This is a genomic window from Aquimarina muelleri DSM 19832 (assembly GCF_000430665.1).
Classification (GTDB): Bacteria; Bacteroidota; Bacteroidia; order Flavobacteriales; family Flavobacteriaceae; genus Aquimarina; species Aquimarina muelleri.
Genome location: NZ_KE387188.1, coordinates 149,460 through 173,536, shown reverse-complemented (window position 1 = coordinate 173,536; position 24,077 = coordinate 149,460). Strand labels below are relative to the sequence as shown.

General features: G+C 30.8%; 24 protein-coding genes and 1 tRNA gene. 9 read left to right on the top strand and 16 right to left on the bottom strand.

Features of this window, described 5'->3' with window-relative positions:
• From H527_RS0119550 to H527_RS0119540, 3 genes are all read left to right on the top strand, one after another.
• Positions 1 to 1,178: T9SS C-terminal target domain-containing protein (locus tag H527_RS0119550; RefSeq protein WP_027414207.1), on the top strand; the 1,178-nt coding region annotated here is incomplete at its 5' end.
• A gap of 53 nt (positions 1,179 to 1,231) precedes the next feature.
• Complete coding sequence (locus H527_RS0119545) at positions 1,232 to 2,188, top strand: PorP/SprF family type IX secretion system membrane protein (protein WP_027414206.1); 957 nt, start codon at positions 1,232 to 1,234, stop codon at positions 2,186 to 2,188.
• 25 nt (positions 2,189 to 2,213) lie between these two features.
• Positions 2,214 to 4,178 (top strand): OmpA family protein, encoded by a 1,965-nt coding sequence (locus tag H527_RS0119540; RefSeq protein WP_027414205.1) that lies wholly within the window; start codon positions 2,214 to 2,216, stop codon positions 4,176 to 4,178.
• 174 nt (positions 4,179 to 4,352) lie between these two features.
• Here H527_RS0119540 and H527_RS24125 read toward each other — a convergent pair whose 3' ends face one another.
• Positions 4,353 to 4,886: a hypothetical protein gene (locus H527_RS24125; protein ID WP_155837962.1), complete on the bottom strand. Its 534-nt coding sequence runs from the start codon at positions 4,884 to 4,886 to the stop codon at positions 4,353 to 4,355.
• A gap of 243 nt (positions 4,887 to 5,129) precedes the next feature.
• On the opposite strand from H527_RS24125, the gene idi reads away from it, so the two are divergent.
• The 4 genes from idi to H527_RS0119515 all read left to right on the top strand — a co-directional run bounded on the left by idi (position 5,130) and on the right by H527_RS0119515 (position 6,577).
• Positions 5,130 to 5,651, top strand: coding sequence for an isopentenyl-diphosphate Delta-isomerase (gene idi / locus H527_RS0119530; RefSeq protein ID WP_035089192.1), 522 nt, complete (start codon positions 5,130 to 5,132; stop codon positions 5,649 to 5,651).
• Entirely contained in the window at positions 5,648 to 6,058 is a 411-nt protein-coding gene (locus tag H527_RS0119525; RefSeq protein WP_027414202.1) for a 6-pyruvoyl trahydropterin synthase family protein, read from the top strand. The genes idi and H527_RS0119525 overlap by 4 nt, the downstream gene beginning before the upstream one ends.
• A 119-nt stretch (positions 6,059 to 6,177) precedes the next feature.
• Positions 6,178 to 6,444, top strand: coding sequence for a hypothetical protein (locus tag H527_RS0119520; protein ID WP_027414201.1), 267 nt, complete (start codon positions 6,178 to 6,180; stop codon positions 6,442 to 6,444).
• A 59-nt stretch (positions 6,445 to 6,503) separates the two neighbouring features.
• Positions 6,504 to 6,577, top strand: a tRNA-Thr gene (locus tag H527_RS0119515).
• Positions 6,578 to 6,877: 300 nt separating this feature from the next.
• On the opposite strand, the gene H527_RS0119510 is transcribed toward H527_RS0119515, so the two are convergent.
• From H527_RS0119510 to H527_RS0119465, 10 genes are all read right to left on the bottom strand, one after another.
• Complete coding sequence (locus tag H527_RS0119510; protein ID WP_027414200.1) at positions 6,878 to 8,032, bottom strand: hypothetical protein; 1,155 nt, start codon at positions 8,030 to 8,032, stop codon at positions 6,878 to 6,880.
• Between the two features lie 188 nt (positions 8,033 to 8,220).
• The gene (locus H527_RS0119505; RefSeq protein WP_027414199.1) at positions 8,221 to 8,772 is read right to left on the bottom strand and encodes a hypothetical protein; all 552 of its coding nucleotides are present in this window, start codon (positions 8,770 to 8,772) and stop codon (positions 8,221 to 8,223) included.
• Positions 8,773 to 8,993: 221 nt separating this feature from the next.
• Positions 8,994 to 9,605, bottom strand: coding sequence for a class I SAM-dependent methyltransferase (locus tag H527_RS0119500; protein WP_027414198.1), 612 nt, complete (start codon positions 9,603 to 9,605; stop codon positions 8,994 to 8,996).
• Between the two features lie 262 nt (positions 9,606 to 9,867).
• Positions 9,868 to 10,725, bottom strand: coding sequence for a helix-turn-helix domain-containing protein (locus H527_RS0119495; protein WP_027414197.1), 858 nt, complete (start codon positions 10,723 to 10,725; stop codon positions 9,868 to 9,870).
• Positions 10,726 to 11,024: 299 nt separating this feature from the next.
• Complete coding sequence (locus tag H527_RS0119490; protein WP_027414196.1) at positions 11,025 to 11,660, bottom strand: hypothetical protein; 636 nt, start codon at positions 11,658 to 11,660, stop codon at positions 11,025 to 11,027.
• 234 nt (positions 11,661 to 11,894) lie between these two features.
• Positions 11,895 to 12,614, bottom strand: a complete 720-nt coding sequence (locus H527_RS0119485; RefSeq protein ID WP_027414195.1) for a DUF4369 domain-containing protein — start codon at positions 12,612 to 12,614, stop codon at positions 11,895 to 11,897.
• 94 nt (positions 12,615 to 12,708) lie between these two features.
• The gene (locus tag H527_RS0119480) at positions 12,709 to 14,013 is read right to left on the bottom strand and encodes a DUF819 family protein (RefSeq protein WP_027414194.1); all 1,305 of its coding nucleotides are present in this window, start codon (positions 14,011 to 14,013) and stop codon (positions 12,709 to 12,711) included.
• Positions 14,014 to 14,094: 81 nt separating this feature from the next.
• Positions 14,095 to 15,993, bottom strand: a complete 1,899-nt coding sequence (locus H527_RS22765) for a M61 family metallopeptidase (protein WP_051316878.1) — start codon at positions 15,991 to 15,993, stop codon at positions 14,095 to 14,097.
• 2 nt (positions 15,994 to 15,995) lie between these two features.
• Positions 15,996 to 16,802, bottom strand: coding sequence for a Cof-type HAD-IIB family hydrolase (locus tag H527_RS0119470; protein WP_027414193.1), 807 nt, complete (start codon positions 16,800 to 16,802; stop codon positions 15,996 to 15,998).
• A gap of 38 nt (positions 16,803 to 16,840) precedes the next feature.
• Positions 16,841 to 17,764: an alpha/beta hydrolase gene (locus H527_RS0119465; RefSeq protein WP_027414192.1), complete on the bottom strand. Its 924-nt coding sequence runs from the start codon at positions 17,762 to 17,764 to the stop codon at positions 16,841 to 16,843.
• 242 nt (positions 17,765 to 18,006) lie between these two features.
• Here H527_RS0119465 and H527_RS0119460 point away from each other — a divergent pair, with 242 nt between their 5' ends.
• A complete protein-coding gene (locus H527_RS0119460) occupies positions 18,007 to 18,789 on the top strand; it encodes a S1/P1 nuclease (protein ID WP_027414191.1) in 783 nt (260 codons plus the stop codon).
• 3 nt (positions 18,790 to 18,792) lie between these two features.
• On the opposite strand, the gene H527_RS0119455 is transcribed toward H527_RS0119460, so the two are convergent.
• The 3 genes from H527_RS0119455 to H527_RS0119445 form a co-directional block, all read right to left on the bottom strand.
• Positions 18,793 to 19,653: a helix-turn-helix domain-containing protein gene (locus H527_RS0119455; RefSeq protein WP_162143835.1), complete on the bottom strand. Its 861-nt coding sequence runs from the start codon at positions 19,651 to 19,653 to the stop codon at positions 18,793 to 18,795.
• A gap of 553 nt (positions 19,654 to 20,206) precedes the next feature.
• Positions 20,207 to 20,554: a DoxX family protein gene (locus tag H527_RS0119450; RefSeq protein WP_027414189.1), complete on the bottom strand. Its 348-nt coding sequence runs from the start codon at positions 20,552 to 20,554 to the stop codon at positions 20,207 to 20,209.
• Positions 20,554 to 21,015, bottom strand: a complete 462-nt coding sequence (locus tag H527_RS0119445) for a hypothetical protein (RefSeq protein ID WP_027414188.1) — start codon at positions 21,013 to 21,015, stop codon at positions 20,554 to 20,556. Before H527_RS0119445 ends, H527_RS0119450 begins: the two co-directional genes overlap by 1 nt.
• 170 nt (positions 21,016 to 21,185) lie before the next feature.
• On the opposite strand from H527_RS0119445, the gene H527_RS22760 reads away from it, so the two are divergent.
• On the top strand, positions 21,186 to 22,244 hold the full coding sequence (locus tag H527_RS22760) for a M12 family metallopeptidase (protein ID WP_081414655.1): 1,059 nt from the start codon (positions 21,186 to 21,188) through the stop codon (positions 22,242 to 22,244).
• 222 nt (positions 22,245 to 22,466) lie between these two features.
• Here H527_RS22760 and H527_RS0119435 read toward each other — a convergent pair whose 3' ends face one another.
• Together H527_RS0119435 and H527_RS0119430 are read right to left on the bottom strand one after the other, a co-directional pair.
• The gene (locus tag H527_RS0119435; RefSeq protein WP_027414187.1) at positions 22,467 to 23,324 is read right to left on the bottom strand and encodes a hypothetical protein; all 858 of its coding nucleotides are present in this window, start codon (positions 23,322 to 23,324) and stop codon (positions 22,467 to 22,469) included.
• A gap of 110 nt (positions 23,325 to 23,434) precedes the next feature.
• A complete protein-coding gene (locus H527_RS0119430) occupies positions 23,435 to 24,040 on the bottom strand; it encodes a MarR family winged helix-turn-helix transcriptional regulator (protein WP_027414186.1) in 606 nt (201 codons plus the stop codon).
• Positions 24,041 to 24,077: the final 37 nt, after the last annotated feature.

Genomic DNA, 24,077 nt, shown 5'->3' with positions numbered 1-24,077 from the left:
TAGGAGTAGGTAGTGTAGATTCTGGAACAGCAGGAGATACTACCGATACTGCTACGGGTACTATATTAGATGATGATACAACACCAATGATTTCTTTAATAAAAACAGGAGAAAAAAGTGGTTCCTCTGTAGGAGATATTATAACATATACATTTACAGTTACAAACACAGGTAATGAAACTTTAACAGATATAGTAATAGATGATATTCTAACAGGTAGTGTTAATTTACCTGTAACTCCAGGGGTATTAGCTCCTAATGAAATAGGAGTAGCAACTGCTACGTATACAATCACACAAGCCGATATTGATTTGGGAGAAGTAATCAATAGTGCAACAGTAATAGCAAAGGATACAAAAGGAGGTATTGTATTAGACATTTCAGATAGTGGAGATGAAACTATTGATGTAGATAGAGACAACGACCCTACTAATGACCCTACTATTACTGTTTTAGATTATGTATTTAATTTAGCATTAACCAAAAAAGGAAGCTATATAGATACTAATAATGATGGGGTTCCTAATGTGGGAGATGAAATACACTATACTTTTACAGTAGAAAATACAGGTAATGTAGCCATAGTGAATATTAATATTAAAGATCCATTGCCAGGAGTAGAAGTTACAGGAGGTCCTATTGATTTAGCAGGAGGAGATATTGATACAGATAGTTTTACTGCAATTTATGTTTTAAAAGAAAAGGATTTATTGCTAGGTAGTGTTTCTAACCAGGCGATAGCAATTGGTCAAGATCCAGATGGAAATGAAGTAACTGATTTATCTGACGACCCTTTAAATAATATTAATGTAGATTTAGATGATGATGGGGATTATGAAGATGTAACAGTATTGATATTGGATTTAAAAGACGATGTTGTAGTGTATACAGGAATGTCACCTAATGGAGATGGGATTAATGATGTGTTTAGAATAGTAGGATTACAGAGTTTCCCAAAAAATACATTGCAAATATATAACCGTTGGGGAGTAAAAGTTTTTGAACAGGATGGTTATGAGCAATCCGGATCTAAATTCTTTGAAGGAATTAGTAATGGTAGGGCGACAATGAATAGAGAAAAACAACTACCTGTAGGAACATATTATTATATGTTAGAATATGAAAATGCTAGTGGAATTACTAAGTCTAAAGCAGGTTACCTGTATATAAATAAATAAAATGTATTTGGAATATTATATATTTGTTATTCCCTAAATCGAATTAAATACTTATGAATAAAGAGTTAATGATATTTATGTTGGTCATTTTTGGTATTGCTTCAACTTCTGTTAGCGGTCAACAAGATGCACAGTACACACAATATATGTACAATACGGTAAGTGTTAATCCAGCTTATGCAGGTAGTCGAGGAGTACTTAGCATTATGGGGCTTCATCGTAGTCAATGGGTAGGGTTAGATGGTGCACCACGTACACAAACCTTAACCCTTAATACTCCTATAGGAAATAGTGAGCGTATGGGGGTGGGGTTATCTATTGTAAATGATGAGATAGGACCTACCGATGAAACTTATTTTAATATAGATTTTTCATATACCATACCAACCTCAGAACAAGGAAAATTAAGTTTTGGACTAAAAGCAGGAGGACATTTATTAAATGTAGATCTTCAAAGATTATCACAATTTAATAGTAATGATGAATTATTTGAAAATAATATAGATAACAAATTCAGTCCAAATGTAGGAGTGGGAGTGTATTACCACACAGATCGTTCTTATGTAGGTATAAGTGCCCCTAATTTGTTAGAAACAGATCATTTTGATAAGAGTACTACAAGTACTACTAGTAATGCAGTAAGTTTTTTGGCAGAAGAACGAATTAACTACTATCTAATAGCAGGGCATGTATTTCATTTAAGTGATGATCTAAAGTTTAAACCAGCTATTTTAAGTAAGCTAGTTTTTGGAGCACCTTTACAAGTCGATGTTTCTGCTAACTTTTTACTATATGATCGTGTTACTTTGGGAGCAGCTTATCGTTGGAGTGCAGCACTAAGTGCAATGGTAGGTTTTCAGGTGTCTGATTCTATGATGATTGGATTTGCTTATGATAAAGAAACTACAGAGTTAGGGCAAACCCAGTTTAATGATGGTAGTTACGAGGTAATGCTACGTTTCGAGCTTTTCAAAAAATATAATAGAATGCTAACCCCACGTTTCTTTTAAACACAAACTCACAGAACATAATTAGATGAGAAAACATTTACTTAAATCGTTGTTACTTGTTATTTTACTTTTTTCAATAAATAACCCCCTTTTTTCTCAAGAAAAAAAACTACAAAAAGCTAAAGAACAGTTTGATAGATATCAATATATTGATGCTCAAGAAACCTATCTTAAAGTAGTTAAAAAAGGATACAAAAGCGCAGAGCTTTTTATGAACCTTGGAGATAGTTATTACTTTAATAGCCAATTTGAAGACGCTCTTAAGTGGTACAAAGAGCTGGTAAACTCTTATCCAGATCAAGTTAAACCAGAATATTATTTTAGATATGCACAAGCATTAAAAACTAAAGAGAGATACGAAGAATCGAATACGTACATGCAAAAATTTGCAGATCTTAGTGAGAATGATCAACGGGCAGAGTTATTTAAAAAAGGAGAAGATTATATAAAACAAATCGATTTTCAATCCGGTAGATTCGAAATTAAAAATGCACCGATCAACTCTGTTTTTTCAGATTTTGGAACCGCTTTTTATGCGAAAAATGTAGTATTCAGTTCTTCTAGAGATACTTTAATGTTAAAGAAAACTATTCATCAGTGGAATGATGAAGCTTTCCTTAATCTTTTTGAAGTAGAATACGATTCGGTAAACGATAGCTATTCAAAAATAAAAAGATTTAGTGGAGTAATAAATTCTAAATTTCATGAATCTACTCCTGTTTTTACTAAAGATGGAAAAACTATTTATTTTACAAGAAATAATTTTGATAAAGGAAAACTGGGAAGAGACGAAAAAGGAACCAATAAACTGAAAATATACCGTTCTAAAAAGAATGATGAAGGAAGATGGAGTGAACCAGAAAGCTTGCCTTTTAATAGCGATCAATATTCTGTTGCTCATCCTGCATTAAGCAATGATGAAAAGATATTATATTTTTCCTCAGATATGCCAGGTAGTAAAGGACTTTCAGATCTGTATGAGGTTGCTATTATGAATGATGGAACCTTTGGAGAGCCAAAAAATATGGGAGAAGTAATTAATACCGAGGGTAAAGAAACATTTCCTTTTATAAGTGCTGATGATCAACTGTATTTTTCTTCTAACGGACGACATATAGGTTTAGGGGGATTAGATGTGTATGTAACTAATCTCGATCCTAAAACTCAAGAAGAAAAAGAAATAATCAATATAGGAAAACCAATTAATAGCTCAAAAGATGATTTTGCTTTTATAGTAGATACTGCATCTAAAATAGGATATTTTTCCTCTAACAGAGATGGTGGTAAAGGAGGAGATGATATTTATAGCTTTGTACAGTTAGAGGATTTAAAAAAACCTTGCGAGATTACAATTTCTGGATTAATTACGGATAAAGATACTAATGCATTATTGCCAGACACAAAAGTTTCTGTTTACAACAGCAATAACGATTTGATACAGAGTGTTGTGGTAGGAGAGGAAGCTACCTATACACAGTTAGTAAAATGTAAGTCTAAGTATTTTGTAAGAGCAGAAAAAGAAGGATATACTACGCTAGAGAAACTAGTAAATACTCTAGATAAAACAGAAACTTTAGACACACCCCTTGCCTTAGAAAAGAAAATAAAATCAGCTGATGTAGGGGATGATTTAGCAAAAATACTATCTCTACAACCAATTTACTTTGATTTTAATGGAGCACAAATACGTTTGGATGCAAAAGTAGAATTAGCCAAGGTGATTGAAGTAATGAATCAGTACACTACCATGAAAATAGAAGTTAGATCCCATACAGATAGTCATGGAGATGATGCTTATAACCTAGATTTATCAGAAAGAAGAGCTAAATCAACCGTACAATATATTATAGATAATGGGATCTCTGTAGATCGTATAACAGGAAAAGGACTTGGAGAAACACAACCAGTTAATGATTGCGGCAATGATACAAATTGTGATAAACAAGAATATCAGTTAAACAGACGAAGCGAATTTATTATTATGAAATAATTCTATTTTGGGTTTAATTCCAAGAGGTCAGCCCAAGAACAATATATACATTATACATATTTGACGCGCTTGCTCCAAGTTCGTTAATCCCTAAAAAAACGCCTTAAAAAGGCGTTTTTTTAGGGATATTGGTAAATACATTTTTTTAACCTAAAATACGAACCCTGAGGCAACTCAAAAGGTGAGCTTCGAGTGCCTCAGCTCCCAGTAAGTCGAACCCTGAACCCTGAGGTGAAAGGTAAGGAACATGATTACAGGCGGTAGGAACGCAAATATAGGCAGTAGGAACACGGTTGCAGGTGGTAGGAGCGCAAAATTAGGGTGGAGGAATGCATAATTACCTAACCCTGAGGCACTCGAAGAGTAAAATACCAGAAGGTTGGACTTCGAGAACCTCAGTCCACAAAAATTCTGATACTCCTGAAGGGTAAATCTGTAGAAATCCTCAGCTATCGTGGGGAAATCGTTAGCTATGCTGTCGAAATCCTCAGCTATCGTGGGGAAATTGTTAGCTATGTTGTCGAAAGAGTCAACTAACACGAGGAAATTGTTAGCTATGTTGTCGAAAGAGTCAGCTATCGTGGGGAAATCGTTAGCTATGTTGTCGAAAGAGTTAGCTATCGTGGGGAAATCGTTGGCTATGTTGTCGAAAGAGTTAGCTATCGTGGGGAAATCGTTGGCTATGTTGTCGAAAGAGTCAGCTATCATGAGGAAATTGTTAGCTATGTTGTCGAAATCTGAGGCTTTTGAAGAGTAAGGAATATAGTACCCTCAGCCCACTATAAAACTAACACGAACCCTGAGATACTCAAAGGATGAGGTCTCTTAATTTTGATAGTTATTTTTATAATATAATAAGTAAAAAATTATCTCTTTTTAGTGTTATTTTAAATACCTGCGCAGATTATGAATTACTAGTATGATTTTGTAATTTTGATGCAATTTAAAAGAATGGAAGAAGAAGAAAAAGTTATTCTGGTTAACGAAAATGATGAGCAAATAGGGCTTATGCCTAAGCTGGAAGCACATCAAAAAGCAATATTACATAGAGCGTTTTCTGTATTTGTTATTAATAGTAAAAACGAACTAATGCTACAGCAAAGAGCACAGCATAAATACCATTCTCCAGGATTATGGACAAATACTTGTTGTAGCCATCAAAGAGAAGGAGAAACGAATGTAGGAGCAGGAATGCGAAGACTTCAGGAAGAAATGGGATTTATAACCACTTTGAAAGATTCTGTATCATTTATATATAAAGCTCCTTTTGATAATGGGCTTACAGAGCATGAATATGATCATGTATTAATAGGGAGGTATGAAAAAGACCCTGTTATTAATCCTGATGAAGTAGCAGATTGGAAATGGATGTCTATCGAAAGGATAAAAAAGGATATGCTAGATCATCCTCAAGTATATACAGAATGGTTTAAAATAATTTTCGAAAAATTTTACTCACACATAACCTTATGAGAATTAAAGCATGTAGACAAGCGCATTTTAATGCAGCACATAGATTATACAGAAAAGATTGGAGTGATGAGAAAAATTTTGAGGTTTTTGGTAAATGTAGTAACCCCAAATATCATGGTCATAATTATGAGCTTATTGTAGCTGTAATAGGAGAAATTGACCCAGAAACAGGGTACTTAATGGATCTTAAAATCTTAAAAGAATATATTAAAACCGAAGTTGAGGATTATATGGACCATAAAAACCTTAACGAAGAAGTCGAAGAATTTAAAGATGTAAACCCTACGGTAGAAAATATAGCTGTTGTAATTTGGAACAGGCTACGTAAAAAAATAACTTCTGTATATGATATAGAAATTACCTTATATGAAACGCCACGCAATTTTGTGATCTATAAAGGAGAATAAAGACATTATTGCTAAGTGAAATATAAAATAGTTTTATAAAACAAAATTTTATAGAGTAGTTCGATTTTACTAACAAATATTTAAATGAAAACACTAGTTTTGCACAAAACAAATTTGATATGGCAAATAAAAGAGACCTTAAGAAAGATATAAACTACGTTTTAGGAGATATTATAGAGGCAGTTTATTTATGGGAATTAGAAAACCCTGAAAAAGATAATAAATCAGGAGAGGCAATTATAGATGAAGCAATAACATCTTTTGATGGATTTATGGCTAGAGCTAATGAGCGTAAACTAGAAAATGCAAATAAACATTTTAAGACTCTTCGCGAAGATTTAGAAGCAAAAGCTAACGATTTGGTGAAAAAAGTAAATTCACTATAAATTTTTTAAAAAAATGTTTGCAAAAACAATTCTAGAGATTATATTTGCACTCGTTTTTTGCCGATGTAGCTCAGCTGGCTAGAGCAGCTGATTTGTAATCAGCAGGTCGTGGGTTCGAGTCCCTCCATCGGCTCTTCAAAAAAGTCCTGAATTTTTATTCAGGACTTTTTTTGTGCAGATCATTAAACCATTAAACGATTCGTACTTTATAAGAGATTATCCAAATAAAGCCTGTGTCTTCTACATCTTTATACCAATGAGCAAGTTTTATCATTGGGAGTTAGGGTTATCAGCTAACGTAACGATTGACTACATAATAAAAGCCGTATAAGAGATTGGTATAGCCTGTCCTGAGCTTGACGAAGGATACGGTTCTGAGAGAGGTTTAGTGGTAAAATCCCCTTTCCCTACTCGGCTGTAAGTAGTACCTTCTTCAAAAGTTTAATTCAAATCTATCCAAGCCCAATATTTCTCTTATTGATTTTCCCTCTTTGAAAATGATTTTATTGTTTTCAACAAATGTTTTGTTAATCTCGAATTTATCAAAGTCTAAATTGCTTTGAGCGAAAGGATGTTTTACAAACCAATACTTACCTTCTTTTACGTGTCCTAAAATCAATCGGTTAATCATTACAGCACTTACTTTCGTATATTTTGGTCCAGAACTATCTTTGAAAAAACCATTCAATCCACGTTCTATTCGTTCATCTTTATTATCTGGGTCAGTTGAATAAGATACAGATGTGCTTCCAAATAGCGAATCCATTACGTCATAATTGTCAGTTCCTCGATGGCTCTTAGAATTAATACAAATTAGAAAAGGCTTATCTAATTCTCCATATTTAGTAGCTTTTTTTGAAAGAGCTGATTTTATTGAATCATCAGCTCCACCAGTAAATCCTTCAGCGGGTAATATACCTATTGGACGAAGACCTTTTTTCCCGCGAATTTCTTTTGATTTAGGCACAAGCTTTATAATCATACTTAAATTCTGGTCTTCGAAGCTAATAAAAGGTATTCCATTAACTCCAAGTGTGTTTAAATTCTCCAAAACGAAATCAGGATTGTATTCTGGTAATTTACTTTCTAAATACCTTACTACTTTTTTTGCACTTGGTTGTTGGTCTGTTTTAAAGTTTAATTTTTCTATTTGAAGCCAAAAATTCGGTGAATCAGTTTGATTTACTATATCATATATTTGGTTAGTCTTATTTTCAAGTGTTCGCTCTGCATCAGTTTTATCCGTTGCTTCCTTAACTTCTATGTAAAACTCAAAGCCATTTTTTTTTGCTAAAAAATCTGGTCGATTTGATGAATTTTTTAATATTGGGTGTGACTCTAATTTAAATCCTTGTTTGGTGAATAATTCGTGAATGAATAATTCATAAAGTGAGGATGAAAACTCTTTCCGGAATCTTTTTTTGAATTCAGATTTTTCATCTTGGGGGTAATTGTCAAACCAAGAATTCAATACTTCTCTAATTACTCTGCCTTTTTCAGAATCGCTTCTGTCAAAAAAATCATAAGTATTATCGTTATGTTTTGCAGGCTTTATATCTGTTCTTATTTTGTCTTCGAAGAGCTTCATTCGTATTACACACAACGTTAAATATATGAATCGGAGCAGGGCAAAATGTTACCCTGTTTTTCGATTTTTCCGCGCATTGGTTCCTAGCTTTTACTTTTTGCAAGCATTGCGCCTTGCCAAAAATACGACAACCATTCGATTGGTCACTTAGCTGCTATGATCACATACTTGGTGTTGTAACACGTTTATTATTCAGGCGCTTTTATTTCGTTCATTCCGTAAATGTTTCCTTTATTTTCAGGGTAAAGTTTTCGCATAGTTCTATAATAATCAGATATAAATCTATTAAGATCAACTAAACCACTCACAGAAAAACGAATAGTATCTTCTTTGTTTACAACATAAAGAGTTCCTCTAGAGTTAACATCAGAGTTTTGCCATTTTTTGTTTCGATTGACGAATTTTTCAAATCTCCACAATGTATCATTTATAGGTATTTCTTTATTGTAAACAACTTTCCATTCAGGATTATCATTAAATGTACTTTCCATAAATTCAGAATGGATTTTGATTAAATCAGAGCTCTTTGTAATTTCTAGTTGTTCATATGCTTGGTATGCACAAACGGAGTGATTAAACCATACTTTAATAGTATCTAATTCCGTCATTTTTTCCTTGAAATCGGTAAAATCCTGTTTAAGTTTAAAATTAGATTCGGATAACTCAAGCTTCTTTTCGGTTTCTTTTTTACAAGAAACCAAAATCAAAAGAATTACAAATACTTTTATTAGAAACTTCATAATGTGTTACAACAATAAAGTATGTGTACTGGTACACATATATCCATTATGTTTCTTACAAATTTAGAGGATTTTTAATTGATTTAAAATTATTTACGCCAACTTGCGTGTATGTTTTTATTGTTTTTGTGTTATTATATTGTAAAAGAGTTTGTGTATATTGGATGCTTTGTGTTATTTCCTGAAAAAAAAGGGTAAAGGAATGCCTTAATAAATAGGTACTATTTTTTTCTTCCTATAAACCTAATTACAGAACCTTTTCCGATATGATATTTTCCTTCATTTAAAAGAATTTCTTCTTCTTTTAATAGTAGTATTTCATAGTTCTTAAAATCATGGATTATTTCTGCTTCAGAAAAAAGTGTATCCAGATCTTTTGGCCCCCCTACTTTTGGATTTTGCTTATTATAGCTTAGATGATTTTTACTAAACCCTTCTAAAATGACTACTCCTCCTGGTTTGAGATAGGTATTTAGTTTTTTATGAAATATTGCCTTTTTTTCTGCAGGAAAATGTGCATATATAAGTCCGATTGCGTCAAAGGTTTCTTTTTTATACTGTAATAGATCTAGATCTTCAACGATATAATTTATAGAAACGTTATTTTCTTTAGCAAGCTGTAATGCTTTGTTTTTTCCTTCAATGCTAATGTCAAATGCATCTACTTTCCAACCAGATTTTGCTGCAAACACCCCATTACGGCCTTCTCCATCGGCAGGCATCAATATAGAGCCAGGTTCGAGTTTTAAAAGCCATTCTTTAAAAAATATATTAGGTTCTTTGCCATAAGCAAATTCTACATCTTTATATCTGTCGTTCCATTTTTGATTCATACTTAGTTATAATTTATATAAGTTCGTTTTTTACTTGTTAACAAAATTAGGTTTTGCAGTAGTTTCTATAACAGGACAAAAACTTAGTTACATAGGATTTATATCAATTTAACTTTGAAATAGCTAAAAACAGATTATTCCTTTTTTTACTTTTTTGTTATTAAAAAGTATAACCATAGCTAAGGTGTAGCTTAGGTTTTTTGTCTTGAATAGTTTAAAAAAAGCTTAATTTTATATGTGCGATTTTAACTTTAAAATAGTGTTATCTAAAGTTATGTCTAAACGCTTCGGGAGTATACTCGGTATGTTTTTTAAAAAATCTAATAAAATAAGAAACATCTTCATAGCCTAGATGATATGCTATTTGGCTAACCTGACTAGTGGTAGCAATGAGGTGTCTTTTGGCTTCTAAAATAATATATTCATTAATTAGTTCTGAACAGGTTTTACCTAATGTTGATTTAAGAATTGTATTGAGTTGATATGTAGAAAGGTTTAGCATATTTGCATATTCAGAAACTTGTTTGTGTTTATAAATATGTATTTCTAAAAGCTCTAAAAATTGTTCAAGACGTTCTTGTGCGTATAGGTTGTTTCTGTTTGCATGTGTTTTGTTATCTTGCCGAACGAGTTCTGTACACAAAATAATTAGATTTGCTTTAATAATATCTATATATCCTTCGTTTTTGTTGGTGTATTCCTTAAAGATATAATCTAATATTGAAAACAATTTTTTGAATATATCGCTATTTAATATGTAAAAATTTGTAGCGCTGGCTTTACGTAATAAATGTTTGGGTGCGCTGTCATTTGGGTAAAAAAAAACTGTTTTAAACGCCATTAAATATCCTGTGCTTCCTGCTTTAAGTATATGTTGGTGTACTTGACCAGGGCGCATAAAAAAAATAGAATTATCAGAAACAGGATATGGTTTAAAATCTATTTCATGATGCCCTGCACCTTTTCTTAGGACTAAAACATAAAAAAAATCATGTCTATGAAGTTCTTGGATCATGTCTTTTCCAGAGAGTAAGTCTTGAATGCGTTTTATTCCAAAGCTTTTAGAAAAACTAGGTTCTTTTTGTGTTGTATTAATATGTCTTATAGGGATATTTTCCATTTTGGTCTATATAGCGAATGATACTGATCTAGGCTATGAGTAGTTGTGGGTTGGCTCTAAACTCAGTAAGTACATACCAAACTGAAAATCTAATAGGGTTTTCAGAAATAGGCGAGAACTAGCAATTACTTATAATCATTGTGTATGCTCAGTATCGACATCTTTTATGTATCGAAGATAAATAATTCATCTATAGGGAGCAAGTCTCTTATAAGGTATCAAAATTGTATCAACAAAATTAGGTATTCCAGAATTACGAGAGGTGTATTCTGCTATTTAACGTATGAGGTTATAGTACGTTATTTTTTGTTATTATATAATTCAATTGCTTTTAAGTATTTCATTCCAACAGATTTTGTTTGTGGATATAAAAAACCACTTAATTCAGAGTGGTTTTTGTCAATCCAGTTTACAAGTCTATCTCTGTTTTTAAGAAATTTTGCAACATTAAAAACTTCGTATTCAATTTTTTCAACTTTGACTATTTTATTATTGTCAAATCGTATGATTTCATACCAAACTATTGGTTCTTCAGTAAGAAAAAAAATTCTTTGATCAATTTTTGAAATTTTTGCTTTAACAACTTCGTTTTCTTCCTCTATTTCAAGGATTTTGTATTTTGGTTCAAATACTGAATCCCATTCCAGCCATATAGTATATCCTTTTCGAGAAAAACGCTCTTCATAGTTGTCTGCATTTTCTCTAATCACAATACTATCCCCTAACAAAGTTAGCATTTCAGAATCATCAGAAGTATTAAGAGCCTTATAATATCGTTTTGCAGTTTCAAGTTTGTTTGTTTCTCTAACCCTTCCTTTTTCAGAAGTTTTACAAGATATTAATCCAACTGTCAATAATAATAGAACTATAATTTTATTCATTCGTATTCGAGTTTTTTGGTAATGTGCTACCACTATACTATAAATATATTTCATAAAAAACACTTTTTTTACTATTAAACTAGAAAGAGTTTTTTTTGAGGATATCAAAAGTATATATATAAAGTTCTATAATCTTAATATAACAAATAGGTATATACTTGTTACATCAACAAGCTCGTAGTAATCTGAAGGTATGTTTTGAGGCAAGCCTCGAGAATAAAACTCCACAATGTGGATTAAACAGCATTGGTTAGAATGTTTTAATGCAAATGATTTGTCAGGGAGCTTTTATTTATTTTTAAGCTCTAAATTCTTACGATCTTTGATGTATTGTATTAATTGCTTACCGTATAAGGATTTTTTTACTTTAGGACTTAACGAGTTAACTACCGTATCCAGAAATTTTAAATTTGCATCATAAACTTCGTTCATAGTAATGTAGGGAGCTACTTCTAATTTTTTGTTATTTATTGCAAAGTTAATAGTGTAGAGGTATTTTTGGCGCAGAAGGTTTTTGTACGCTTTATCATTTTCTATTAATTTTTCATCATCATTTTGTTTACTAGCTTCAAAATCTTCTTTTATAATTCTAAGGTTTCTGTCATTAAACCTTTTTAGCATTTTTTTATATTCTTGAAGTTTTTCTTGATTTTTTCCTCCTTTTATTTTTACGTCTCTTTCAAAATCAAGAACAGAGGTTGTAATTCTTATTTCTCCTGGTTCTGCAAAAAAATCAATACGATCATTATATTGTTTTCCATCATCTTTATCCAAATATAAATAATGTATTTCTGGTTCTTGTATTTCTGATGTTAAAACAAATTCAGAATCTCCTTCTATTTTTACAGAATCAATACTAACCAACATTGTATCTTGTATTCTTTGCAGGTATACTGTTCCTTTTTTTAATCCTTTAATATTACCTGTAATGATAACATTTCCTTTTTTAGGAGAACTACAATTGGTTAAAATAACCATTAAAAACAATAAGGTGGAAAAATACTTCATGTACAATTTTTAATTTTTTATTTGGGACACAAATATGCGAGTTTTATTTTAAATCCAAACATAGATTTTTTAGAATATAATATCCTTTTTTATACTAATTTCCAGATGCTATTTGCATAAGGATAGTACATAATATAGCTCCATAAGTTCCTACTACATATCCAAAAACAGCAAGAAGAACACCAACAGAAGCTAAGGATGGGTGAAACGCTGCTGCTACAACAGGTGCAGATGCTGCACCGCCTATATTTGCTTTACTACCTACTGCAAGGAAAAAATAAGGGGCTTTTATTAACTTAGCAACCCCAATAAGTAACAGGACATGAATAGCCATCCATACCAATCCTATAGCAATGAGCCCAGGGTTTTCAAAAATTTTACCTATATCCATTTTCATTCCTATAGTAGCTACCAGGATATAAATAAAAACACTTCCTAATTTACTCGCTCCAGCTCCTTCATATTTTTTAGCTTTGGTATACGATAATAAAATTCCAACAGCTGTAGCTATAGTGATCATCCAGAAGAATTTTGATGTAAATGAAGATAAGGCAGAGCTTTTATCATTAAAGATTTCAAAGTTATTAGATAATAAACCTGACATTTCTGCCGCTCCCCAATGTGCAAGTCCGACGGTAGTAAATGCAATAGAAAGCATAACGATGTAATCGGTTAATGATGGGTTTTTAGTAATACTTTCGGCATAATTAGATACTTTTTGTTTTAAGGCTTCAATAGCGCTATTATCTGCCTTTAACCAACGGTCTATTTTATCACTTTTTCCTATGCCTAATAAAAGTATAGCCATCCATATATTAGCAACTACAATGTCTACCAATACCATACCACCATATTTTTCAGGATTATATTTATAAATTTCTAACATTGCTGCTTGATTTGCTCCACCACCAATCCAACTACCAGCCAAAGTAGATAAGCCTCTCCAGATAGCATCAAAATCTGATCCCCCAACGGTTTCTGGAGAGATCATAGAAATAAGTAAAATAGCTATAGGGCCTCCTATAATAACACCTATGGTACCTGTTAAGAACATTATTAATGCTTTTGGACCTAAGTTAAAAACACTTTTAAGATCTATACTTAATGTCATTAATACCAAAGATGCAGGTAGTAAATATCTACTGGCGATATAGTATACTTTAGAAGATTTTTCTACCAATACGCCATCTGCATCTAATTCTTTCCATTCTGGAGAGATTATTCCTAGAGAGTTAAATATAGCGGGTAATAGGTAGCATAGTAACAGAGCAGGTACAAATTTATAGAAGGTTTTCCAGAAGCCTTTATTTATCGAAGAGGTATAAAAAACTATTCCTAAACAGAATAATAGAATGCCAAAAACAATGGTGTCGTCTGTGAAAAAAGGAATATTCTCCATTTTGAGTATTTAAATTAATTAGGATGATTTGCAAAATACATTTAATTTATATGAAATTAAAGAACATAGGATTAGAAGTTTTTATTCATTAACCCATTTTTTGAATAGTTTTTTTTGTCTTTCTGAAGCTTTTACATCCTGTTTTAGTATTATCTTTTCTACTGTAGGCTTTATTACATTGGATTTAAGTATCATAACTTTATCATTTCGTTTGATTTTAAATGTAATCTCATCTCCAATCTTCCATTTATTAGAATCCCCAAATAGATCATAGATGTTTTTAAGATGGTATTCTTTATTGTTTATACTTAATAAAACATCTCCTTCTAAAATACCAAGACCTTTTAAAAAGCTATTAAACGGGATGTCTGAAGTAAAAGATACTTCTTTAGTAGGTTCAGAGCCTGTAACAAAAGGTTGTTGTTCAAAAATGAAATAGGAGGAAGGAATATTTTCTACAGCATAATGCACTCCTATTTTGTTAAGATAAAACTCATAATCAATAGGGGTAGTGCCAGCAACATGTTTTTGTAAAAAAGCACTAATCTCTGGATAGGAAGCTCTTTCTATAGATTTAATAAGTTTATGATCTTCGAATGGGGTGTTTATACCATACTCGCTGGATAGATTTTTAATTAGATCTAATAGACCGTATGCACCTTCACTTTTATCCCTCATGATAATATCTAGGCACATAGATATTAAAGCTCCTTTTTCATAAACATTTCTGTAATTCTTACGATAAGGATCCATTAATATGTTCTTGCTCATAGTAGTAAAAGAGAAAGATTCATCGAATGAAGAAGCTGCTTCGATTTTGTCGATGATACGTTCAAAAAACTGTTCTTTTGTAATAAGCCCTTGCGAAATTTGAAATAATATAGAGAAATATTCTGTAGTTCCTTCATATAACCATAAGTGCTCAGACATTTTGGGAGCATTGTAATCAAAATTATGTATTTCTTTTGAGTGTAGGGTTAATGGGGTAACAATATGAAAAAATTCATGAGAAACAACATTAGTAAGTGCTTCATTAAGTTTTTCTTGTGGTAGTGATTCTGGTAGCACAACTACAGTAGAAGTGTTGTGTTCTAGGGCTCCATACCCTTGGGCATCATCAGATCTTGAAGAAGATAGGTATACTAAAATACTATATTTTTTTGTAGAGTTAATCGCGCCTAAAAAATTTTTTTGAGCTCGAATCATATGTTTTATCTGCGGCGCTAAATCTGAAGCATTATGTGTAGCATTCTTAGAATAAACACTTAATTGTATTTTTATATCGTTAACAGAAAAAGAAACAGCATCTTGATTTGTATACATAATAGGGTTATCTACAACATCTGCATATCTTTTAAAAAGAAAATAGTCAATATCTGTATTAGAAACGTTATTAGATGGGTGTTCAGAGAATATTTCTTCGAGAGATGTGGAAGCTTTTAAAATAGATGGGTGCTTGATAAATAGTTTATATTTATTTTCTTTCATTCCATTAAAATATCCTATAAAAGCATAAAGATTTAGAACAAAATTTTTATCCTTTAGAATATTAGATCCCGTAGGTGAAAAAACGTCATTTGTGCTTTCAGAGTCAAACGTATCGTTTACCCAATATGTAATTTTGCTTAGTTGTTTTGTGTTACTTATTTTCCAACGATTATCACCATATTTGGTAACCTTTAAAAGATTTCCTTGATTATCAAAGGCTTCGAAATCTTCGATATACTTTCCATAACTATTATTTTGATAAGTACCAGGTACAATTTTTGGCATATAATAACTTAGAGTGTCTAAATCGATATTATTGACTTTAATTTCTATTTTAACCTTATCCTCAACAATATTTACAAGATCCATTGCTACAATAATTGGGGAGGTGTTTGTAGTAGTAATTTGTTGTGTAGTTTTACAGCCAATTATTAAATTGAACATTACAAAAACAAATGCTAAGCCTGTTATTTCTTTAATTTTTTTTTGCACAGTTATAAAATGTTTTTTTTAATGTATGTGGCTACTCCATCCTCTTTCCCAGGAAGGGTTATAATATCTGCTATTTGTAAAACTTCTGGTTTAGCGTTTGCTACTGCTATACCAGTACCAACTGCTTTAAGCATTTCCATATCATTATAATTATCTCCAAAAGCGATTGCTTTTGAAATTGGAGTTTTAAAATGTGTAGTAAGCAAAATGTCTATTGCTGTTAGTTTTGAAATACTTTTATGAGCAATTTCTATATAAGTGGGTTTAGAACGATATAAATGTAATGTGTTACCAAAATAATTTTCTAAAAAAGCATATGCTTTATCTATATATGTTTCTTCGCCCATACACATAATTTTGTGAGCTCCTTTCTGGTTAATTTCCCAATTTTGTATAACTTCTTGTATTGGCTTTACTACTGGGTTTACTTTGGTGTTATTAGCTTCTCTATTAGCCCAAAAATCCATTTCAGGAACAAACCAGTCATTATCGTGATACAAGCTGATATGAAATTTTTGATCTTTATTAAAAGAACTAAGTTTTTCTATAATATTAGGAGGTATAAAGGTAGAATGTACTGGTTTTTGATCTATTAGGATTAACCCGCCATTATAACATATTAAGGGTTGGTCTAGAATGTCTAATTCTCTTTGCAAATGATACATCGCACTAGGCATTCTAGAAGAGATTAGAACTACAGGAATATTCTTTTTTATTCTTTTAATTTCTGAAATAGTAAGTTCAGAAAGTTCTCTGTTAGGATTTAAAAGTGTTCCGTCGATATCAGAAAATATAATGCTATCTGGCATTAGGTTTTAAGGGATTTAAATTATATATATTATAAAAGTTATTTATTAGCAAAGTTAACGATAGCTGTAATAACTTCGGGCATTATTTTTCTAAAGGGTTCGTTATAAGATTTGTGGTTTTCTAATCTATTTCCTTTAATTTCTTTTAAGATATGATTCATATCTTGTATAAATAGGTATTCTGCTTGCGAAACAGTTTCTTTAAGTTTTTCGCTTTGTTCTGGTTTTACTTGTAAATCTTTACCTCCTTGGATAATTAAAATCGGAATTTCTAATTTTGAAATTTCGTTAGAAGGATCATATTTTATCCAAGACCTCATAAAAGGTTGTAGATTATATCTGAAAATAGATTCTAAAGCAGGATCGTATCCCGTAGCTCTTCCGTTTTCTTTTAATTGTTTAAAGGCAATAGAAGCACTTTTATCCAAACCAGGAGCTTGAGTTGCAATTTGTTCAATAATTACTTCGTCTAAAGAACTAGCATTTCCTGCAATAGAAATAAAACCATTAACATTTCCTCTAGAAGCTATCATACCAACAAGAGATCCCTGACCATGACCTGCAACAATAATTTTTTTATATTTTTTAGTAAAATACTCTATAGTTGAAACAGCATCTTTAATAAAGTGGTCCAAAGAAATTTCATGCTCTTTGATGCCCAAACCATCCATTTTAAAAAGTCTTTTGTCATACCGAAATGATGCAACACCTTGCCGAGCTAATTCATAAGATAATTGTTTAAAGGTGTCATTTTTTGACATTCTATCATTGCCATCTCTGTTAATAGCACCTGCATCCATTATAAAAATAATTAAAGGTACGTCATCATCTTCAGAATATGGAGTTACCAAAGTACCTTCTATATATTTATTAATTTTGATAATTGCAGAATTGTATTCCTTTTCTTGTCCATAACAAAAAACGGAAATAAAGAGTATAAAAAAACAAAACGTACTTTTCATAAAGGTTGGGGTATGCATAATTTGTCTATAGGGTAATAAATTATAAGCGATATTAGCAAAACAGATTTTTAAATTATTTTATCTTTAAATATTTTTTTGTAAACAATAAAGTAATAAAAATCAATGGATAAAACGATAAATAAGATCGCATATTTTGATTAAAATTAATTACTGTTTTATTAATTCTATTTTAACGAATGACTAACTTACCCTTTTTTATCTTTGTCTCAAAATATAAACAAATGAAACTTAAATACCTTTGGTTACTAACTTTGTTAATCTTTACAATATCTGGATATTCTTTAGAATATGACTGGGGTAAAACCGGACATAGAGTAACAGGAGAAATAGCAGAAACTTATCTAACCAAAAAGACTAAACGAACTATAGGTAAATTGCTTAAAGGAAAAGGACTTGCATTGATATCTAATTTTGCAGATGATATTAAAAGTGATGAGCAATATAAAAAATATGGTTCTTGGCATTATGTTAATTTTTCTTTTGATAAGAAATATGGGGAAGAAAAACCTAGCAAATACGGAGACTTGATAAAAGGTATAGAAAAATGTATAGTAGTATTGAAAGACAAAGAGTCCTCTGTAAAGGATAAAGAATTTTTTTTGAAAATGTTAGTGCATTTTATAGGGGATTTACACCAACCACTTCATGTAGGAAGAGGAGAAGATAAAGGAGGAAATGACATACAAGTACGTTGGTTTAAAGATGGGTCTAATTTGCATAGAGTATGGGATAGTGAAATGATAAATCATTATGGAATGAGCTATACAGAAATGTCTATGAATGCAGATGTATTATCTAAATCTCAAATAAAAACCATACAAGAAGGAACTATTTTAGATTGGGTACAGGAATCGCAACAACTAGCAAAAGAAGTGTATAAATCTGCTGATATAGGTGAAAAATTGGGGTATAACTATATGTATATTTATTTTCCTGTTGTAAGGAAACAACTACAAACCGGTGGTATACGTCTTGCAAAAATACTAAATGAAATTTTTGGATAAAGTTTAATTGTTAATAGCAAGTTCTTTTCTATATTGTTTAGGAGACATTTCAAAGTGTTTCTTAAAAGTTTTTGTAAGATGACTTTCATCTGTATATCCTAATTGATATGCGATCTCTGCAATAGTAAATTCGGTATGTTGTAATCGGTATTCTACCAATTTCATTTTATATTTTGTAACATATTGATGTATAGATTCTCCTGTTTTTCTCTTAAAATAGGTGCTAATAGAACTTTGCGACATGTTAAATTTATCTGCCAAAAAATTAATTTTGGTACGATCATTATCATATGCATTTTGTCGGATATGACTTAAGATCAAATCAATCTTATTGTAACTTGCAGGAGTTTCTTTTTTCTTAGGATTATATTTTTCAGAAATGTTTCGGACAATAATGCTTAAAATTGTGCTTATCGCATTAGATATAATTTCTTGATAATATATTTTCTCGTTTTTAAATTCTTCTAGAACCAAATTGTGAATATCCCAAATGATATTTCGATCCCCTTCATGTGAGATAGCATCACCTGGAATAATATTTGGGTGGTGTAATAATTGTTCTATACGCTGTAACCAATATTTTCTGTCAGGTAAATTGATTTTACTTGAAAATAAAAGCTCTGTAAATTTAAAATAGGTGAAATTAGTTCTTTTCTCTATTTCAAAATGATGTGTGTCTTCTGGGGCAAGTAAAAATATATTATTTTCTTTATAAGGAAAACGAATACCATTAATAGTATGATACCCTTTACCTTGTTCGATAAAGATAATTTCAAAATAATTATGATTATGAGGTTTCGCTTCCCATTCATCAATAGAATATTGATGCACTACAAAGGTCTCATGCAAGGTGTAACGGTTCATAAACATTTTTTTTAACATTTTAAAGTTACAAAAATAAAATCAATAAAAAAGTATAATTTTGTACAAGTACTTTTTGTAAAATAAGATTAATTAATTGATTTTTAATTGTTTAATGTGTTTTTTGACAAGTTATCTGTGCATTTTTACAAGAATAATAATTGATGTTAGTTATAGGTTTGCCTCGAAAAATTTAACATAAATATCTTTATGAAACTTAGATTTTTTATCTATCAGGTTGCTATAATTTTGTTTGGAATACTTTTGATACTAAACAGTATCCATAATTATAATTAAATATTCAGGTTTTTTATACCGCTTAGATAAGTATTTTAATAATGCTAAGGTATTTGATACCATTTTTTTAGAAACGATTACTCCATTAGTCCTTTTTGAAGAGTTTGTAATCGGAATGTTTTTAATTATAAGAGTTTTTGTTGTAAAGATTTATATATGAGGATAATATAATGGTTTTTTTGTAAGAAATAGTTTTGATATGAGTTGCATATTTTCGTGAATTTTAGATAGCCTATTAAAACACGTATAAATGTTTTTTTTAAATATATAAGTATGCCCAATATATTAATCCAAATTGTAATAATATTCTAAGAATTAATATTGTTTTAGGAAGATTTAGACTAGCTTTTTTGTTAACAAGCATATGTATATGAACTGGGAAAAATAAAAAAAGCATACTAATGATTGTCCAAGCAGCAATAGTTCTGGTGGATGTAAATAGTAAGCCCAGCCCTGAAAGGATTTCTCCAATACCACTAATGTAAACCAATACTTTAGAATAAGGAATATACAGAGGCATTACTCGCATAAATGCTTTTGGACGGATTAAATGAAAAAAACCAGCTGTACAAAAAATAAAAGCTAAAATAAATATGTGCCAATTCATCAAATATTTGTTGTTTTTTCTTTACCAACGTTGCTAATAGCAAAACCCTTGCTTGGTGTGTTGTTTTCTATAAAGTTTACTTTTCTAAAACGCAGAGCTGCCCAATCATTATCAATAGATATTTGTTTTATAGATTTTAAATTATAATCCCCAAGAACTCCCCATCCGTTATCTTTGGTGATTTCAGAGCTATACTTGTTAGAACTCTTTTTTGGGTAGGCAAACCAAAGTATAGCATCACCTACTAGTTTAGGATAGGTGGTTTCAATACGATTTTCAATTTGTTTTTTGTTAGTGACAAATACAAGAGCAAAATCGACTTCAGAAACTTGAATTAGAGATTCTTTAACCGTTATACCTTTAAGACAATCTAATTCTTTGCAAAATCCTTCAGGCTCATTAAGAACTAATATTTCGTCTAATGTAGAAGGTAGTTGCAATTTTTTAAAAAGAGGGGTCATAGGATTTTAGTTTAGTGAGAAAAATGTGTCTTTTAAAGATACAAAAAAATAATCATCTTATTTGCTATATATATTAGTTCATCTAAATATCTTTTAAAATTATGACTTTTAGAGCAATAAAAATTAGTGACATGCAGTTAATTACATACACAAACTCAAATATATTAATTATGAAAACAATTTTTAAAAGCACCTTATTAGGAGCTTTAGCATTTGCTACATGTACTACATTTATTTCTTGTGAGAAAGAGCAATTAGATAACTCTCAAGAACAGTTAGATGATCAGGTAATAGTCGAAAAAAACTCTATCGAACTTGCCTACCCAGAAACAAAAGGAAAACAAGTGACTATTCAGCTTTATGGAGAATCTGTTGAAGCAGAAAAGATAGGAGATGAATATATCGTAGGAGGGGATATGATATTTACGGAGAACGATTTAAAAACAATAGGCGCAAAAAGTGTAGGTCGTACAGGTAGACGTTGGCCAAATAATACGGTGTATTATGATATACAAAGTAGTTTGCCAAATCAAGCAAGGGTTACGAATGCTATTGCACATTGGGAAGCAAATACAAACCTTAGATTTGTAAGAAGAACAAATCAATCCGCTTATGTTTATTTTCAAGTAGGAAGTGGTTGTTCCTCTGCTGTTGGTCGTAGTGGTGGTAGACAAACCATTAATTTGGCTGCAGGGTGTTCTACAGGTAGTACAATACATGAAATTGGTCATGCAGTTGGACTATGGCATGAGCAAAGTAGAGCAGATAGAGATCAGTATATCACAATCAATTTTAATAATATACAAGCAAATAGATCTTATAATTTTCAGACTTACGGGCAACAGGGGCAAGATGGCAATGAATATACCAATTCATTAGATTTTAATTCTATAATGCTATATGGTTCTTATGCGTTTTCTAAAAATAACCAACCAACTATAGTAAAAAAGAATGGATCTACTTATAATGCACAAAGAAATGGGCTTTCGTCTGGAGACATTGCTGGATTAAAAATCATGTATCCTGGAGGAGGAACTAATGATATTTGTGATGGAGTATCCCCTTATTCAAGTTCACAAAGCTATCAAGTAGGAGATCGTGTAACGTATCAAGGATATTTATTTGAAAGAACATCTACTAATTGGAAACAAATAGGAAAATGCGGTTCTTCTTCAAAATCATTTAGTAATCAGGATGTGCCTGATCTTAATGATGTAGCAAGTAACTAAAAAAAAATACTCGTTATGTAGTTATAAGGAGTACACGTTATTATATGTTGTTAAAGCCCTTTTTGAACCATTGGTTTAAAGAGGGCTTTTGATTTTTTAAGTTTTGATTATCTATAAATTTTTCCTCGAAGTTATTGATTTAGATGCTAACTTAGATAGGGGATAAGTGATTATAACAAAAAACCTTCTAATTAAATACTTGTAGGTTTCTTTTATAAATTGTTATAGTTTTATCTCTTTAGTATTTTCACTTATTTTAAAAGATACATCTTGAGCTTTTAAAAAAGTAATATCGGTAATCGTAGCTTCACCAATTTTATTCGTAATTCCTTTTTCTTGGGTCCACTCATAAAATTCCCATTTTGTTGCAAATGGTATTCCTTCGGTAGTCTTAAAATTTTTATAGTAAATAGCATGAGGATCTCCTTCTGCTTTAGAGGTATCTCCATTATTTCCAAAAGTAACAATATAAGCTGCAGCTTTTACTGTGTTACTTAATTGATCAGTATAAATTACATACCAGTCATCTGGAGCATCGCCTGTCCCTTTTTCAAAACTAAGACTAGAAGTTTGGTGTTCCACTCCATCTAGAGGTTTTGGCTCTGTTAATTCTAATTTAGTGCCAGGATCATTTAATTTATACGGTAATCCAAAAAAATAGGACCAAGTAAACATGTCAAAACGAGCACCTTTATCATTAGCCTCTTTTGGGGATAGAAACACTTTTTTGCCGTCATAAATTAAAGTACTGCCATCTTTTTTATCAATTCTTATTTTGGTAGAATTTGTTAGCATAGTAATTTTTGCATCTAAACGTTGTTTTCCGCCAAAGAAAATATTGGTGTTAAAACTAACCGCTTTATGATTTAAAAATTCAGACTTTTTGTGAGCTTCTTCTATTTTTTTAATATATAGATTAGTTAAAGAAGGCGCTCCATCACCAATCCCCTTGTCTGGTTCTACTGCAATATTTTCGGTATTTTCTTTTGGAGCTTCGTTTATAGGTTGATTTTCTTCTTTTTTATTTTTACCACAGCTTAATACGGTAAGTGTTATAATACAAAGCAATAAATTCTTCATGAGTTAAGAGTTTTAATTTTTATGAGCAAAATTACTGAAAGTAGTTTTTTTTAAACAATATTTAGGATAACTGTAACAGAAAATGACAAGAATATAATGGGATAAAAACTCTACAACCTTTCTTCAAATTCAGGGCAATCTAACCTGATGTCTGTATCTTTTAAATTAGTTTGTATTAGGTTACAATAGTGTTTGCTTTTATCTTTTGTGTAAAATTTACAAGCATAACAAGTTCTTTGTACAGATAATATACCAGATTGATTAAGTTTATAAATGAGAGTATTTATTATTTTTAATAAAGATTCTTGTTCCTCAGTATTAAAGTGAAGTAGTTGTTTTTTTATTGGAGCGGCAAAATTTTCAGTTTCTGAAACTTTTTTGTGCCCTTCTGGAGTTAAGTTTATATAGTAACTTCTACTATCTGAAGCTGTTTTGTTTTTAAAAATCATTTCTTTTTTTTCTAATATTTTAACAGCATCACTAATAGTAGGTTTAGTGACATTAAATTCTTTTGCAAGATGGCTTACTGTGCATAAATCTATTTTATGATATGCTATAAAGATTAGAATCTGTATTTGTATTGGACTTAGACCTAAAAGTTTTGCATGCTCCCATAACAGAGATCTAAAAACTTCTGAGATACGTTCTAGTCCAATTACAATTTTACTATTAACGTCTTTGTGTTGAAATGATATGTCAAAAATACTTTTACTCATTTAGAATGCTAATGAGAAATTTTGTTTTCTCATTAGC